The sequence below is a fragment of the Moorella sp. E306M genome (assembly GCF_006538385.1).
Classification (GTDB): Bacteria; Bacillota; DSM-521; order Neomoorellales; family Neomoorellaceae; genus Neomoorella.
The window spans coordinates 2622280-2636331 of the sequence record NZ_BJKO01000001.1 but is presented as its reverse complement, the minus strand read 5'-3'; the positions used below and the strand labels follow the sequence as shown (position 1 = coordinate 2636331).

Annotated in this window: 15 protein-coding genes and 1 other annotated feature (1 of these 16 only partly in view); of the genes, 1 reads left to right on the top strand and 14 read right to left on the bottom strand. The window is 52.2% G+C overall.

The features are described from left to right. Window positions 1–289: 289 nt before the first annotated feature. From FLZ89_RS13580 to FLZ89_RS13535, 11 genes are all read right to left on the bottom strand, one after another. Window positions 290–616, bottom strand: coding sequence for a hypothetical protein (locus FLZ89_RS13580; RefSeq protein ID WP_172613625.1), 327 nt, complete (start codon window positions 614–616; stop codon window positions 290–292). Between the two features lie 96 nt (window positions 617–712). Further along, window positions 713–1495: an IclR family transcriptional regulator gene (locus FLZ89_RS13575; protein ID WP_253256494.1), complete on the bottom strand. Its 783-nt coding sequence runs from the start codon at window positions 1493–1495 to the stop codon at window positions 713–715. Window positions 1496–1616: 121 nt separating this feature from the next. Next, window positions 1617–3257: a glutamate synthase-related protein gene (locus FLZ89_RS13570; protein WP_141305169.1), complete on the bottom strand. Its 1641-nt coding sequence runs from the start codon at window positions 3255–3257 to the stop codon at window positions 1617–1619. 219 nt (window positions 3258–3476) lie between these two features. Next, window positions 3477–4286, bottom strand: a complete 810-nt coding sequence (locus FLZ89_RS13565) for an IclR family transcriptional regulator (RefSeq protein WP_141305168.1) — start codon at window positions 4284–4286, stop codon at window positions 3477–3479. Window positions 4287–4433: 147 nt separating this feature from the next. After that, complete coding sequence (locus FLZ89_RS13560; protein WP_141264649.1) at window positions 4434–4631, bottom strand: hypothetical protein; 198 nt, start codon at window positions 4629–4631, stop codon at window positions 4434–4436. A gap of 146 nt (window positions 4632–4777) precedes the next feature. Further along, a complete protein-coding gene (gene pduL, locus FLZ89_RS13555; protein WP_141305167.1) occupies window positions 4778–5392 on the bottom strand; it encodes a phosphate propanoyltransferase in 615 nt (204 codons plus the stop codon). 133 nt (window positions 5393–5525) lie between these two features. Continuing rightward, window positions 5526–5690, bottom strand: a complete 165-nt coding sequence (locus FLZ89_RS15765) for a hypothetical protein (RefSeq protein ID WP_172613624.1) — start codon at window positions 5688–5690, stop codon at window positions 5526–5528. A gap of 36 nt (window positions 5691–5726) precedes the next feature. After that, on the bottom strand, window positions 5727–7571 hold the full coding sequence (feoB, locus tag FLZ89_RS13550; protein WP_141305166.1) for a ferrous iron transport protein B: 1845 nt from the start codon (window positions 7569–7571) through the stop codon (window positions 5727–5729). After that, window positions 7552–7830, bottom strand: coding sequence for a FeoA family protein (locus tag FLZ89_RS13545; RefSeq protein ID WP_141264652.1), 279 nt, complete (start codon window positions 7828–7830; stop codon window positions 7552–7554). Before FLZ89_RS13545 ends, feoB begins: the two co-directional genes overlap by 20 nt. Before the next feature lie 144 nt (window positions 7831–7974). After that, window positions 7975–8727, bottom strand: coding sequence for an ATP-binding protein (locus FLZ89_RS13540; RefSeq protein WP_253256493.1), 753 nt, complete (start codon window positions 8725–8727; stop codon window positions 7975–7977). An 87-nt stretch (window positions 8728–8814) separates the two neighbouring features. Further along, the gene (locus tag FLZ89_RS13535; protein ID WP_141264654.1) at window positions 8815–9555 is read right to left on the bottom strand and encodes a DnaD domain-containing protein; all 741 of its coding nucleotides are present in this window, start codon (window positions 9553–9555) and stop codon (window positions 8815–8817) included. Between the two features lie 147 nt (window positions 9556–9702). On the opposite strand from FLZ89_RS13535, the gene FLZ89_RS13530 reads away from it, so the two are divergent. Next, complete coding sequence (locus FLZ89_RS13530) at window positions 9703–10536, top strand: Asp23/Gls24 family envelope stress response protein (protein ID WP_141305165.1); 834 nt, start codon at window positions 9703–9705, stop codon at window positions 10534–10536. Here FLZ89_RS13530 and FLZ89_RS13525 read toward each other — a convergent pair. From FLZ89_RS13525 to FLZ89_RS13515, 3 genes are read right to left on the bottom strand one after another with little or no spacing between them, the layout of a single operon-like run. Continuing rightward, window positions 10533–12143 carry an MBL fold metallo-hydrolase RNA specificity domain-containing protein gene (locus FLZ89_RS13525; protein WP_141305164.1) on the bottom strand — a complete coding sequence of 537 codons (1611 nt, stop codon included), beginning with the start codon at window positions 12141–12143 and terminating at the stop codon, window positions 10533–10535. The two genes, FLZ89_RS13530 and FLZ89_RS13525, sit on opposite strands and share 4 nt — an antisense overlap. 59 nt (window positions 12144–12202) lie before the next feature. Continuing rightward, window positions 12203–13417, bottom strand: a complete 1215-nt coding sequence (locus FLZ89_RS13520; RefSeq protein ID WP_141305163.1) for an aminotransferase class I/II-fold pyridoxal phosphate-dependent enzyme — start codon at window positions 13415–13417, stop codon at window positions 12203–12205. Beyond that, window positions 13414–13896 (bottom strand): Lrp/AsnC family transcriptional regulator, encoded by a 483-nt coding sequence (locus FLZ89_RS13515; protein ID WP_141264658.1) that lies wholly within the window; start codon window positions 13894–13896, stop codon window positions 13414–13416. The genes FLZ89_RS13520 and FLZ89_RS13515 overlap by 4 nt, the downstream gene beginning before the upstream one ends. Window positions 13897–13936: 40 nt before the next feature. Beyond that, window positions 13937–14052 (bottom strand) — a binding site (T-box leader) (it continues 121 nt past the right edge of the window).

The window sequence follows — 14052 nt, the reverse complement described above, 5'->3', positions numbered from 1 at the left end:
CGTTAACCTTCGCCCCGCGCCCGCCCCATATACTCTACCATCCCTTGGCAGCCTGGGATTTCGCTGTGTTTCGCCAGCTCATCCGGATGGTCTAGCCTCCTATGGGGTTCTTGTTCATCGGGCCGTGACTTTGCCTCCGGCTTCCTCCGGATCCCACCTCGCGATGGGCACCCTTGCCTTTGGCTAGCAGACTCGTGCTGCCTCGCCTGCAGTGGACTTTCACCACCAAGTTAACGCCCATGCCGGGCGCACAAGAAAAGGACCCTTGCGGGTCCTTTTCCAAGCAACTTTAAGCCAGCTCCTGATTGACAATAACCTGGTCTGCATCCAGCTGGACTTGATACTGACCTTTGTGAAATCCTCGCTCCACCAGCCACTGGGTCAGATGTTTGCCTCCTATTTCCCCGATTTTACCTTGGGCTGCGAGCCTTAATTTTAAATTAGACGGGTCATCGCTCTTCTTTAAGATTAACTTCTTACCATCAACGCCAATCATAATGTATTGACTACCACGTAAATGCTGGAAGGCAGCACCGCGGAGCCGGATACCGTTACTGGAAACGCTTAAATCACCTCTAGCGTTACGATTAAATCGACGGGCACGATAAATTTCCACTAACATCAAACCCTCCTCTGGATAATTTCAGGTTTGATGTTAGTATTACCCAATTAAGCCCGTAAAATACCCTCAGCAATAAACCTTTATTAAAGTTTATCGATGTTGATAACCTAAATGCTGGCCAATTTGCAGGGCAACCTGAACAACAGCGGTAGCCAGTTTACCTGCCATCAACTCTGGCGGCATCCGGTTGGCTGGACCTGCAACACTTACGGCGGCTATAACTTTATTTTCATGGTTAAATACTGGGGCGGCAACGCAACGAACCCCTTCCTCCCTCTCCCCGTGATCCAGGGCAAAGCCCTGGCGGCGGATTTTTTGCAACTCTTCCCGCAGCTGGATAGGATCGATGATTGTTGTGGCAGTATAAGGGAAGAGGGGAACTTCCCGGAGAAACATATTTAACTGGTTTTCACTTAAATAGGCGAGGAGGACTTTTCCTGCGCCGGTACAGTAAGCTGGGGCGCGGGTACCCGGCCGCGCCAGCATCTTGATGATGTTACTGGACTCGACCTGGTCAATATAGACGACTTCATATTTATCTAAGATCGCCAGGTTGGCCGTTTCATTAAAATCGTCTACCAGCTGGTGTAATGCCGGCCGGGCTATGGACCGGATGTCCAGGCTGTAAAGGGCGCGGTTGCCAATCTCAAAGGCTCTGATTCCCAAGCGGTAGCGGCCCTGGTAAGGTTCCTGCTCAACCAGACCATGGGCCGCCAGGGCATTTAACAACCTGTGAACAGTACTTATATTCAGCCTGAGTTCGGCACTGATGGCCGAAAGCATCATGGGGGAGCCTTCCCGGGCTAGGGTTTCCAGGATGGCCAGGGCCCGGTCAACGGCCTGGACTCCCTTTGTTTTATTAACCCTCGTCACCGGTATATCCCCCCCATGTGAAGATTAACGCATCGGCATCCAAGATATTTCGACTATCTTTCCGTGTTTCCAGAAAACCAGAAACTCCGGTCGGACAACCCGAACAAAGCAGTATTCTCTACTAACTGAGCAGGATCTTTCGGGCAAACTCATCTTGGATATCGGTGATAAAAGGAATGCCGGTTTCGGCCTCAGTTTCCCGGTTAGCAGAAGCGATGTCATTCCTGGTGATCTGATCCAGAGAGAATTTGCGGGCTCCGGCCATTAATTGCTGCAATCCTGCTGTCAGCTTATCGGCCAGAGTCCAGAAGGCAATGGCACCGTAAGGAATATTTTTCATTTCTTCAGCGCCGACTTTCTTCTGAACATCATAGTAGCCGGCAAAAATCTCCTCAGCTTTCGTACCTAATTCAGCCACAGTTTTGGGTAGACTCTCCCAGTTACCGTTGACTTTTGCGCGTCTTTCGGGATGGAGTACACCTTCAATATTGGACCCGACAAAACCAGGAATCATTAAGGCTCGTCCCATACATACCAGCTTAACGTAGGGCGCACCCAGAGCTAAAGCTTTGAAAATATGGTCTTCCCTGGCCAATCCGCCGGCAAAGGCCATATCGACAACTTTCTTACCCCTGGCAGCTAACAGGCTGGCATATTCATAGGCTTTAGAATGAAGCAGAATGGAGGGGACGCCCCAGGTCTCCATCATGTTCCACGGGCTCATTCCGGTACCGCCGCCTGAGCCGTCTACGGTAAGCAAATCAAGTTTCGCATCAGTAGCGAGCTTGATAGCCATAGCCAGGGCTTCCATACCATAGGAACCGGTCTTCAAGGTAATCCGCTTGTAGCCCAACCCACGGAGGTACTCAATGGCTGCCATAAAGTTTTCTCTTACCTGGTCAAAGCTGGTGAGATCTGTATAGCCTAGGCGGCTGTGGCGGGCGAATGATTTGAGGGCTCCACTCTTAAAGGCTTCTTGCACTTCCGGAACGGTCGGATCCGGATCGACTACATAGCCCCTGTTCTTTAAGAAGATAGCATAGTCGAGATCGGTAACCTGAATTTCTCCGCCGATATCCTTGGCGCCCTGACCCCACTTCAGTTCCAGAATGACCTTATCGCCGTATTTCTCAATGACGTATTCAGCAACACCGTTGCGGGTGTCTTCTACGTTCATTTGGACAATTATGGCGCCATATCCATCATAGTATTTCAAATAGGTCTGAATACGCCGATCTAATTCCGGGGCTTTAACAATCCTACCATTTTCAATAACGGCTTCCTTGTCAATCCCGACGACATTTTCCCCAATAACGATCGGGATGCCCACTAAGGCAGCACCGATAGAAAAGGAATCCCAGTACTTCGCGGCGATAAAGGTAGAGCCTAATGCTCCCGTCATGATCGGGACTTTGACTTTGGTTTTTACCTCACTACCAAATTCTGTCTCCACGTTTACATTGGGGAAAATACAGTCATCCGCACTATTGGAGAGGCCCTGTGTCAGGCCGTATGCGCCGTAGTTGTATCCAAGGATTCTCAAGGAGTTATAAGAAATTCCTACATGGGTTGTGTTTGAGCTTCCGGCCGTAACAGTACCAAAATCCCGCGGATAGAGGAGCTTGCGTCCAACAATACTGGCCATCCAGGTTTCGCATTTCCCCTGGCAATCTGCCCGGCACAATGTACATAAACCTGATTCTGCCGGATTACCGCGATTAACGGTTCCCAGGACATCATTTTGTTTTGGCCACTGAATCATCGCTTTTTATCCCCCGCTTCCATTAGTTTTTTGCTTTCACCGCTCCGATGCCAATTATCATACGGTGAAAGCCGCTTTCGCAGCCTCCGGATTTAATTTTAGTAGGGGGGATCATGCTTGTCAATGAAAGATTCTTTCACTATGTAAAAAAGAAAAGTACCCAGAATATTGTATACATAATAGCTAAATTAAAATTGATTTAACCTATGAAACCAAATTTCATTTTAAATCATTACCTGCGTACCCCAAACGTTTAGACATCTCCCGGGCTACGCTAAGGACGATATCTACCAGCTCATTATTTAAATAATAGTTTGTAATCCGGGTATCAGGTCCGGAGACACTGATGGCAGCTACCACTTTACCCTCATGGTTACGGATAGGCGCAGCCACACAGCGGACATTTTCATCCCTTTCCCCCAGGTCAATGGCATAACCCTGGCGCCGGATGCGCTGCAGTTCCTTTTTTAGGATGGCTACATCGGTAATTGTCTCACTTGTATACTGCTCCAGCTGGACGCCGGCAAAGAGCTTATCCAGCTCTTCATCAGTTAATGAACTGAGAAGCATTTTGCCGGAACCGGTGGCGTGGGCTGGACCACGGCTGCCCACCCTGGCAAACATGCGGACAATTACAATATTGTTGGATTCCACCTGGTCGATGTAAACTACGTCCCGGCCGTCGAGGATGGCCAGGTTGGCTGTTTCATTGCAGCGCCGTACCAGTTCTTCCAGGAAGGGCCGGCCGATGGTTTGCAGGTCCTGGGCATAGAGGGCGGTTTTACCCATGGCAAAGAGTTTTAAGCCCAGTTTGTAACGGCTTGTTTCTGGTTCCTGCTCGATGTAACCCTTGACGATAAGGGTGCTCAGTAGACGGTGGACGGTGCTTATATTTAACTGGACTTTATCAGCTAAGTCGCTAATGGCCATGGGTACGCCGGCTTCGGCCAAGGCATCCATAATGGCTAAAGCCCTTTCTACTGCCTGAACGGTCTTGCTCTCTTCAGCATTGTTTTTTTCTCTGGCCATTTAAATGATCTCCTTTAAAAGTAATATGATGGCAGTCTTATCAATAGTTATTTTTTAAATGATGAAAAAGGTTTTCACTATGTTTTAATTTTAGTTCGCTAGAGGTTAACATGTCAAGAGAAAAATAAAAAACCCGCTTACAGCGGGTTATTTGCGGGTGAGAAGATCGCACTGAATCATGCCCTCATAACATTCGTTGCACAGGAACTGGCCGCAGGTTGGACAGATACGCATATCAGGGGGATTGGTTTCCAGGCAGTCGTAACAATAAGCAGTATCGCAATGGTGACAGATAATACCCTCCACGTTCCTGGCTTTACAGCGGTCACAAACTGGTATCTTCATAACTGACCGCACCTCCTTCTACATTATTTTTATTTCGCTGTAATGCTGTTAAGTTCCTGCCGGTAGCTATCAAACCCCGCAAAAACAAAAAGCTCCTCTCAAGGAGCTTTACGAACCTTAATTTAAAGTTTACAGTCAAGCTGCTATTAACCCACCATGCTTAGTACTTTTTCTCCTGCGGGGGCTAGCACCTGAACGATGTCGTCGTTATTTAACAGACAGGCGTTGGCTTCGTCGGTATCGACGTGGAACTCAAGACGGTAATTGGGATGGACACGTACTAGGACGTTCTGGAAGACCAGCCCGCGTTCGCCTCCTACCCGTACATTTACCCTATCCTTATCCTTCAGACCATAACGCCTGGCTTCATTAGTGGGCATATGAATGTGGCGTAGGGCCATGATGACGCCGCGATTAAGGGTTACTACCCCTGCTGGTCCGACTAGGACACATCCGGGAGAACCTTCATGATCTCCTGAATCGCGAACGGGAGGGTTAACACCCAGTTTAAAACAATCGGTCCGGGATAATTCCACCTGGCTGTACGAACGAAGGGGACCGATGATCCGGACTTTTTCCAGCACACCCTTGGGTCCTACTACGGTAACTGTTTCTTTGGACGCAAATTCACCCGGTTGGACCAGATCCTTTACTTTCGTTAGTTCATAGCTTGGGCCAAAGAGAGTCTGGAGATGTTCCCTGGTGAGATGCACATGCCGTCCGGATACGCCTACCGGCACTTCAAACAGGAATTTTTGCATTTTAACTCCTCCCCCTTACTCATCCCGGATGTCCGTAATAACCATTCGAGGCTAAAATTCTACCGTTCAACCTTATTATAGAACCATTCGGCGGCAGACGCAAGGGGGATGGTATATATTCGCAATCTTAAATTTATGTGGCCTTCTTTTTGGCTTGCCGGCCCTTTAAGATGCAACCCTGGCAGTGACCTTGACAGTTGCCGTTGAGCAGGGTCCGGCAGCGGGGGCAACGCATCAGCCGGGGGGTATGCACCGGGTAGCCGCACCGGGGGCATTTCTGGGAGCAACTTGTTACCATATCTCATTCCTCCTTACCGGCTGGCTTACTGGCTGGTTAAATCAAAATCTGGGATATTAGTCCACCAATCAGGAAGGCCAGGAAGAGGATTGACGGCCAGATAATGATTCCTTCCCGCCAGCCGCGCTCTTTAAAAATGACCAGGGCCGAGGCAATACAGGGGACGAAGATAGTGATGGTCACCAGGGCTACCAGGGACTGGGGCGGTGTCAGAGGAAGGCTATATAGACCGGCAGCCCCGAAATCCCGACGGACAAAACCCATGATAAAGGCGGTGGCCGTTTCTTTGGGTAGTTGCAGCCAGTTTACGGTAAGGGGCGAAAGCCAATTTTGCAAAGTATCTAAAAGGCCGGTAACCTGCAAAATACCGATGAGAAGGGCACCGCCGGCAAATAAGGGGGTAGCTTCCTGGATAAAGTTCCTGGTCCGGGTTGCCGTCTTTTTCAGGACATTAACAGGCTGGGGTAACCTTAGGGGCGGCACGTCAATAAAAAGGTCACTGGGTTTGCCGGGTAAAAGCCGGTTTAAAACCGTCCCGGCGAGAACCAGAATGCTGGCCACGATGATGACATACAGGAAGGTATAGCCGGGTCCCAGGCGTCCCAGCATGCTGGTGATGACTGCCAGCTGGGCTGAACAGGGTATGGCCATGGCCAGCAAGAAGGTGGCAATGCGGCGTTCCCTTGGACTGGCCAGCAAACGAGTGGTAATGGTAGCCGCGGTGACACAGCCAAAGCCCAGGATTATGGGAATAATCCCGCGACCATTTAATCCCAGGCGCATGAGCACCCGGTCCACCAGGACGGCTATCCGGGGCAGGTAACCGGAATCCTCCAGGGCCGACAGGCTCAGGTAAAATCCCAGGACCAGGGGAAGCAGCAGGCCTAGGATATAAGTTACCGTCATGGTAAGGATACCAAATTCACCTATTAAAAGGGTTCCCAGGATGGAAGATAGTGGTATCCTGGAACCAATAAAATTACGGATAAATGGTTCATAATAGCCCTGCATGATGCCCTCTTCAGTGATGCCCACCACTGTCTGGGCCACAAAGACGCCGATAAATTCATAGAGTATCCACAGGGTTAAAATTAACAAAGGAATACCCGTAATGGGCAGCATCATCCAGCGGCTGAGGCGGGTACTCCAGGAAGCCCCGGCGTTAGTTTCCTGGACTACTGCTGCTACTATGGCATCAACCCGGCGCCGCCGGGCCAGGTAGATCTCTTCCTGCCTGTCCATGGGTTTCACCCGGTGGCGGGCGGCAACAAAGGGGTCGCCTTCAAGGATAAGTAAAGCTTCCGCACGGTTGCGGGTCTTCTTTTCCAGCAGGGGCAACATTTTTTCCAGCTCGGGCAGGCTGTGGCCTTTGCGGGCGCGAGCAACGGCCTGTTTGATTTCCTCAAACCCCTGCTTTTTTATCGCTACCGTAGGGATAACGGGTACCCCCAGCAACTCCTCCATTTTCTGAACATCGATCTTGATTCCCTGCCGGGCGGCTTCATCGATCATGTTCAGGGCGACTACCATGGGAATACCCATGTCAATGATCTGCTGGGTGAGGAAAAGGTCCCGGTCCAGGTGGACGGCATCAACGACATTAATGACGATGTCGGCTGCCAGGATGACGTCCCGGGCCACTTTTTCTTCTTCATTAAAGGAAGAAACGCCGTAGACGCCGGGCGTGTCCAAAATAAAGTCATTCCCTATCCGGGCATGACTGATTCCCAGGGTGGTGCCGGGAAAGTTGGAAACATCCACGTAAAGGCCGGTGAAGGCATTGAAGAAGACCGATTTGCCGACATTAGGATTACCGGCCAGGACTATCTTGCGCGCGCCTGCGGGTATATTTAACTCACAATTAAGATCGTGGCAGGCCATAGGCACGCCTCCTTACCGGGGATTTGACCGGATACGGGGCGGAGACAGGTTCAACGGTTATCTTTTGGGCCAGGCCCCTGCCGATGGCTATTTCTTGGCGGTTTTTGGCCACGATAATGGGGCCGCCAGGAATGACACTGGTACAGGTGATGAGTTCCCCTTCACTGATGCCGAAACGGATGGCCTGGGCGCGAATGCCCCGCCCCGGCAGGGACAGGATGCGACAACGTTGTCCTTCCCGTGCTTCATCCAGAGTCATGATCTTTCCCTCCCTGCTACCAATTTTTATGCGCGAATCCCTGCTTGATGCTGTCCGAGTAAATGATAAAGATTATCAATGGGCTTCTATAAATATCTTAAGACAAATGAGAATCAATGTCAATGGGGTGGCAAAGAAAAAGGCTCACTTTTTGGTGACGCCTTCGCGGCTGATAACACAGCGGATGTCTTCAGCCACAGGTAAGTGATAGGACTGGCAGAGCTGGACCAGGCGGGAAGTTGTCCGTTCCCCCAGGTAATCTTCCAGAGCCTTTAAGTCGAGATTGCTGGTTATTACTGTCGGTAGTTCGTTGATTAAACGATAGTTTATCAAGGAATAAATTTTATTACATGTCCACTCGGTATAATTATGGGCACCCAGGTCGTCTAGGATCAGGACAGCCACTTTCCGGGCCGTATCGATGAGTTCCAGCTCCGTCTGGTTGCCTTCCTGGGGCCGGCGGTCATAGGTGGCCCGGATGGCATCCAGCAAATCAGGAACAACGGTAAAAAGAACTTCTCGGCCAGCAGCCGTTAAAGCATTGGCAATGGCAGCTGCCAGGAAGGTTTTGCCGCTCCCTACGGGTCCAAAGATAAAGAGGCCGCGACCACGGGTTTCCTGGCGGTAGGTGGCGACAAAACGCCGGGCTGCTTCCAAGCAGCGACGGGCGCTTTCGTAGTAAGTGGTACCCGTAAGTTCGTCGTTTAAGGTACGGGAGTAATACTTAAGGTCAAAGTTTTGAAAGGTATACCTGCTCAACTGGGGTGCCAGGTTGGCTGCCCGCAGGCGGTTTTGCCAGGCCCTTTGCTGCATGCAGCGGCAGCGATAAGCCCGGCCGTCGCGGATGATAAGGCCCCGGTCCTGGCACAGGGGGCACTGGAAAGTCGGTAACTCCACTGGTCCTTCCTGGCCTTTATTTTTAGTTATTAATTGAGGGGGAATATGTATCCTTTCCATGGGCTGGCCTGTACCCCTCCCTTAACTTTACGGGTTAAGCCGGTAGAGCTCACGGTATTTATCCTTCCGGGTGGATGAGCTGGAAGGGCGGGTAGAACGGGTTTTCTTTGTTTTTAGTTTTTCATCGTAGGCCATAGCTTCGGCAACGGTACGGATATTATGGCGTTGCCAGTCCTTTAAAATGGAGTCAATATAACGAAAGTTAAGGATGCCTCGCAATACAGCCCGTCGCAGGGCTTCCTGTAATAATTCAATGGGTATCTGGTCGTCCTGGCACCAGGCTTTCAGTTGCTCGCTTTCCAGGGGAGACAGGGGGCGGCCGAACTCCTTTTCAAAGGCTTGGTACAATTCTCCCTGCCGGGCAGCTGTGGCAGTCGTTTCCTTTTGTACCTCTGTAACTGTGTTGTAATCATCCAAAGCTACTTGAATTAATTTAGTCCAGAGGGGTGTAAAGGAAAAGATATTTTGCCAGCGGCCCAGGGAATGATGGTAATAGGGTTCGACAGCTAGGAGTTTTTTTTCAATAATAGAAGCGATTAGATTCTTTACTTCTTCACTATCCAGGTTCATGTACTGGCTGATTTTTTCCGGGGTGGGAAAACGTTCATCTTCCACCTGGCGCCAGTGCAGGAGATGGATTAAAACCATCATTTCCGCTTCTGTCAGGCCCAACCGGGCATAAAACTTGATAAGCAGGTCAGGGATAACCAGGCTGCCTGCTTCTAACAGGGCTGTTGCCAGCGTCTGGAAATTATTATTACTAGCCATACCTACCCTCCCCCTGGTAACTCCTAGCAGTACTCTATTATACCATCGACCAATACTTCTGGCCAAATTTAATCAGGGATTGTTAAAGGCATTGCTCATAGCTAAATATGGATTATAATTATCTTAGTTAAGTGGAGGTAAAATCCCATGGAAGTTGTTGCCCTCATTGGTCCCAGCGGCAGCGGCAAAAGTCACCGCGCCCTGGCAGTTGCCCGGGATTATGCCGCCGAAGCCATAATTGACGACGGCTTGCTTATCCAGGGGAGTCGTATTCTGGCGGGAGTTTCAGCCAAAGAACAGCCGACGCGGGTAGGGGCTATTAGAACGGCTCTATTTAGCGACCCTGACCACGCCCGGGAAGTCCGGGAGAGGCTGGCGGCCATTGCTCCCCGCCGCCTCCTAGTGATCAGCACCTCCCGGGAAATGGCAGAGCGCATAACCAGCCGCCTGCAGCTGCCGCCGCCGTCCGTCTGGGTGGATATCACCGAAGTGGCCACGCCGAAAGAGATTGCCCGCGCACAGCAGATTCGTAACCAACTTGGAAAACACGTCATCCCGGCACCCACGGTGGAGGTCAAACCGCGTTTTAACGGGCCTTTCATCGAACCGTTAAAAACTTTTTTGCGCCGGCGCCAGGCACCGCCGGGTAAAAAGAAAAACCTTTGGGTGGAACAGACCACCGTTAGGCCGACTTTTAACTCCCTGGGCCACTTCTATATTGCCCATAATGCCGTGGGGCAACTTGCCGCTTATCTTGTTACCGCTGCCGGGCTGGCCAACCCCCGCGTCCAGGTGGAAAGCAGGAATGGCAATTTGGTTTTAAACCTGGAGGTTGCCGCCCCTTACGGTGTTTACTGGCCCCCTCTTCTACAGACTGCGCAAAAACGGGTAAAAGCAATGATTACCAATATGACGGCCCTGGAAGTTGAGGCTGTCAACATTACGGTCCGCGGGATTAAATTTGCTGGCGACCGGCTCTAGCTGGCTTCTTCCTCCAGGTCCTGGTTTAAAAGAGCCGCTATTTGTTGCAGTTTATGATTGACGGCGGCGTATTCCTGCCGGGCAAAACCAGCTTCTATAAGGGCTTTGAGCTGCACCAGGATGCGCTGGTAGGTGGCTTCGGCTTCGGCGGCTGCAGCGCGGGCTGCCAGGGTAGCCGGCGAGGCTGCCGGCAGACTTTCCGCTAGCGGCAGGAGCCGGGCGGCAGCCAGCCATGACGGGACTTCTGTTGCCAGGCCCAGCTCGGCATTTACCAGCCTTGCGAACTCCCTGGCTGCTTCTTCTTCCCCGTGGGTTATAAAAACTTTGCGGGGGGGGCGGGCAAAGGATTTAAGCCATTTTAATAAACCTGCCTGGTCAGCATGGGCGGAAAAGCCGTCAAGACTGACAATTTCAGCCCGTACGGCAATTTCTTCGCCGTGGATGCGCACCCGCTTTTCTCCGTCGAGCAGGCGCCGCCCCAGGGTACCTGCTGCCTGGTAGCCCACCAGGAGGACTGTACTTTCCGGCCGCCAGAGGTTGTGCTTCAGGTGGTGCTTGATGCGGCCGGCGTCGCACATGCCGCTAGCGGCAATGATGATGGCTCCTCCCTGGATCTTATTGATAGCCATGGATTCCTCGGCGGTGCGGCTTAAGTGCAGCCCCGGCAGGTAGAAGGGACAGGTGGCGCCGTTATTACTTAACTCCTTGGTTTCCGCGTCAAAATAATCCTGGTGGCGGCAGAAGATCTCGGTGGCCGCCACTGCCAGGGGGCTATCGAGAAAAATTTTGTCTACTTTAATGGCTCCCTGACGCAGGAGGACATTAAGGGCATAGAGGAGGTCCTGGGTACGCTCTACGGCAAAGGCCGGGATAACCAGGTTGCCTCCCTTTTTCATGGCCTTGTTAATTACTTCTTTGAGACGCTCAATTTTGTCCCCCTGGACGTTATGGTGGCGGTTGCCGTAAGTAGACTCCATGACCAGATAATCGGTGGACTCAATGGGCGCCGGGTCATTGACAATGGGTTGTCCCGGGTTACCTAAATCGCCGGAAAAGGTAACCTTGACTTCTTGGTCCCCATCGCGCACCCAGATTTCCGCTATCGCTGAACCCAGGATATGACCGGCGTCCTGGAGGCGCAGGCGAAAGCCCGGTAAAATCTCCTTTTCTTCTTGATAATCCAGGGTATGAAAATGCTCCAGGCAGGCAGCGGCCTGGGCGGCGGTATAGATAGGGGTTAAAAGGGGCAGGCCGGCGCGGCTGTTTTTCCGGTTTTTGCGTTCAACTTCCATTTCCTGAATATGGCCGCTGTCCGGCAACAGGACGCCGGCCAGCTCAGCACTGACCGGCGTAGTAAATACCGGTCCCTGGAAGCCTTGCAGGTAAAGTTTGGGGATCAGACCGCAGTGGTCGATGTGGGCGTGGGTCAGGACCAGGGCATCGATAGTGGCCGGATTAAAGGGAAAAGGGCCGTAGTTGCGTTCTTTAATGGCTTTGGAACCCTGGAAAAGCCCGCAGTCAATAAGGAGGCGGTGCCGTCCGTTATCGATAAGGTAACAGGAGCCTGTTACCGTCCCGGCAGCCCCGTAGAAATGTAAATTGATCATTTTTCCTCTCCCTGTTTTAATTATTTGCCGGTCCCTAATTACCCTGCCGCCAATCTTTGTTAGGCGTGGGCAGCGGCCCGGTGCTTGAAGGCCAGGCGCCGGGCGACAAAGCGTTCCATACGGTTCATGGCTTCCATCAATTCGGCCAGGGAAGTGGCGTAGGAACAGCGGATAAAGCCTTCCCCGCTGCTGCCGAAGGCCGGGCCTGGGACCACGGCCACCTTTTCTTCTTTCAGGAGTTCTTCGGCAAATTGGGTGGAAGTTAAACCCGTAACTTTAATAGATGGGAAAACGTAGAATGCGCCCCGGGGTTCAAAACACTCCAGGCCCATTTCCCGCAGGCGACTGACGACCAAGCGACGGCGCCGGTCATACTCGGCCACCATCCGCTCCACATCCTGGCGCCCGTGGCGCAGGGCCTCCAGGGCTGCCATCTGTCCCATCACCGGGGCACAGAGGATGGTATACTGGTGGATCTTGACCATAGCGGCCAGGAAGTCGGGGTGGGCCGCCACATAACCCACCCGCCAGCCGGTCATGGCAAAGGCCTTGGAAAAGCCGCTGACCAGGATGGTCCGTTCCTGCATGCCCGGGAGAGCGGCAAAGGAGCGGGGCGGGCCGTCATAGCGCAGCTCGGCATAGATCTCATCGCTGATTACCAGCAGGTTATACTTCTTCACCAGAGCGGCAATGGCCTGCATTTCGGCATCGTTAAGGACGGCACCGGTGGGATTGTTGGGAAAACACAGGATCAGGACCTTGGTACGGGGTGTGATATATTTTTCCAGGCGCGCCGCCGTTATAGCAAATTCATCCTCCATGGTGGTGGGCACCGTGACGGGTACGCCGCCGGCCATCTGGGCGATGGGCTGGTAGGAAACATAACACGGCTCGGGGATCAGGACTTCGTCGCCAGGATTGATGACCGTCCTTAAGGCCAGGTCAACAGCTTCGCTGGCACCAATGGTGACCATGACTTGCTTCTGGGGATCGTAACTTAAGCCAAAACGTTCCGCCAGGTAGCCGGCTATAGCCTGGCGTAATTCGGGCAGGCCATAGTTGGAGGTATACATGGTATAACCCCGCTCCAGGGATTGGACGCAGGCTTCCCGGATATGCCAGGGGGTGACAAAATCCGGTTCCCCCACGCCCAGGGAAATCACCCCCCGGGTGCTGGCTACCAGGTCAAAGAAGCGGCGGATACCAGATGGTGGTAGACTTTTGACCGTGGGATTAATAAAGCGCTGGGCCTCAAAACCGCAGGTAATGGTCATGGTTGCAACACCTGCCTCCGGTCTGCTTCTTGATCCTCAAAAATTACCCCATCCTGTTTATACCTTTTCAGGATAAAGTGGGTCACTGTACTCTGGACGTGTTCCAGGGTAGCCAGCTTCTGGGAGACAAAGGTGGCCACTTCCTTGAGACTCTTTCCCTGGACCAGGACGGAAAGGTCATAGCTGCCGGACATGAGGAAAACGGATTTTACTTCCGGGTAACGGTAGATACGGCCGGCTATCTCGTCAAAGCCCACATCCTGCTGGGGTGTTACCTTGACATCGATTAAGGCCGCTACCTCCTCTTCGCCGGCCTTTTCCCAGTTAATCAAGGTGTGATAGCGCAAGATGATTTTTTCTTCCTCCATGGCGGCAATTTCTTTAGCCACCTGGTCTGCCGGCAGGGCCAGCATGATAGCTATCTCTTTAGCGTTTAATTTGCCGTTATTTTCCAGGAGCTCAAGTATTTTTTTACGCATGGTTAAACCTCCGTATGATATATGAAAACCTCCCGCCCCGGAAAGGGACGGGAGGTTTATTCCCGCGGTACCACCCTCATTGGTCGTACGACCCTACTCTGTAGCGCCTTTATTAGTGCGCTTTGGCCGTTAACGGGGCCAGCGTCCTGCCTTAAT

Excerpts from the sequence above, each read along its gene's own strand:
- FLZ89_RS13565 (WP_141305168.1), bottom strand. The coding sequence starts at position 4,286 with ATGGCCAGAGAAAAAAACAATGCTGAAGAGAGCAAGACCGTTCAGGCA.
- FLZ89_RS15765 (WP_172613624.1), bottom strand. The coding sequence starts at position 5,690 with ATGGTAACAAGTTGCTCCCAGAAATGCCCCCGGTGCGGCTACCCGGTG.
- FLZ89_RS13535 (WP_141264654.1), bottom strand. The coding sequence starts at position 9,555 with ATGGCTAGTAATAATAATTTCCAGACGCTGGCAACAGCCCTGTTAGAA.
- FLZ89_RS13530 (WP_141305165.1), top strand. The coding sequence starts at position 9,703 with ATGGAAGTTGTTGCCCTCATTGGTCCCAGCGGCAGCGGCAAAAGTCAC.
- FLZ89_RS13570 (WP_141305169.1), bottom strand. The coding sequence starts at position 3,257 with ATGATTCAGTGGCCAAAACAAAATGATGTCCTGGGAACCGTTAATCGC.
- FLZ89_RS13545 (WP_141264652.1), bottom strand. The coding sequence starts at position 7,830 with ATGACTCTGGATGAAGCACGGGAAGGACAACGTTGTCGCATCCTGTCC.
- pduL (WP_141305167.1), bottom strand. The coding sequence starts at position 5,392 with ATGCAAAAATTCCTGTTTGAAGTGCCGGTAGGCGTATCCGGACGGCAT.
- FLZ89_RS13515 (WP_141264658.1), bottom strand. The coding sequence starts at position 13,896 with ATGCGTAAAAAAATACTTGAGCTCCTGGAAAATAACGGCAAATTAAAC.
- FLZ89_RS13525 (WP_141305164.1), bottom strand. The coding sequence starts at position 12,143 with ATGATCAATTTACATTTCTACGGGGCTGCCGGGACGGTAACAGGCTCC.
- FLZ89_RS13560 (WP_141264649.1), bottom strand. The coding sequence starts at position 4,631 with ATGAAGATACCAGTTTGTGACCGCTGTAAAGCCAGGAACGTGGAGGGT.
- feoB (WP_141305166.1), bottom strand. The coding sequence starts at position 7,571 with ATGGCCTGCCACGATCTTAATTGTGAGTTAAATATACCCGCAGGCGCG.
- FLZ89_RS13520 (WP_141305163.1), bottom strand. The coding sequence starts at position 13,417 with ATGACCATTACCTGCGGTTTTGAGGCCCAGCGCTTTATTAATCCCACG.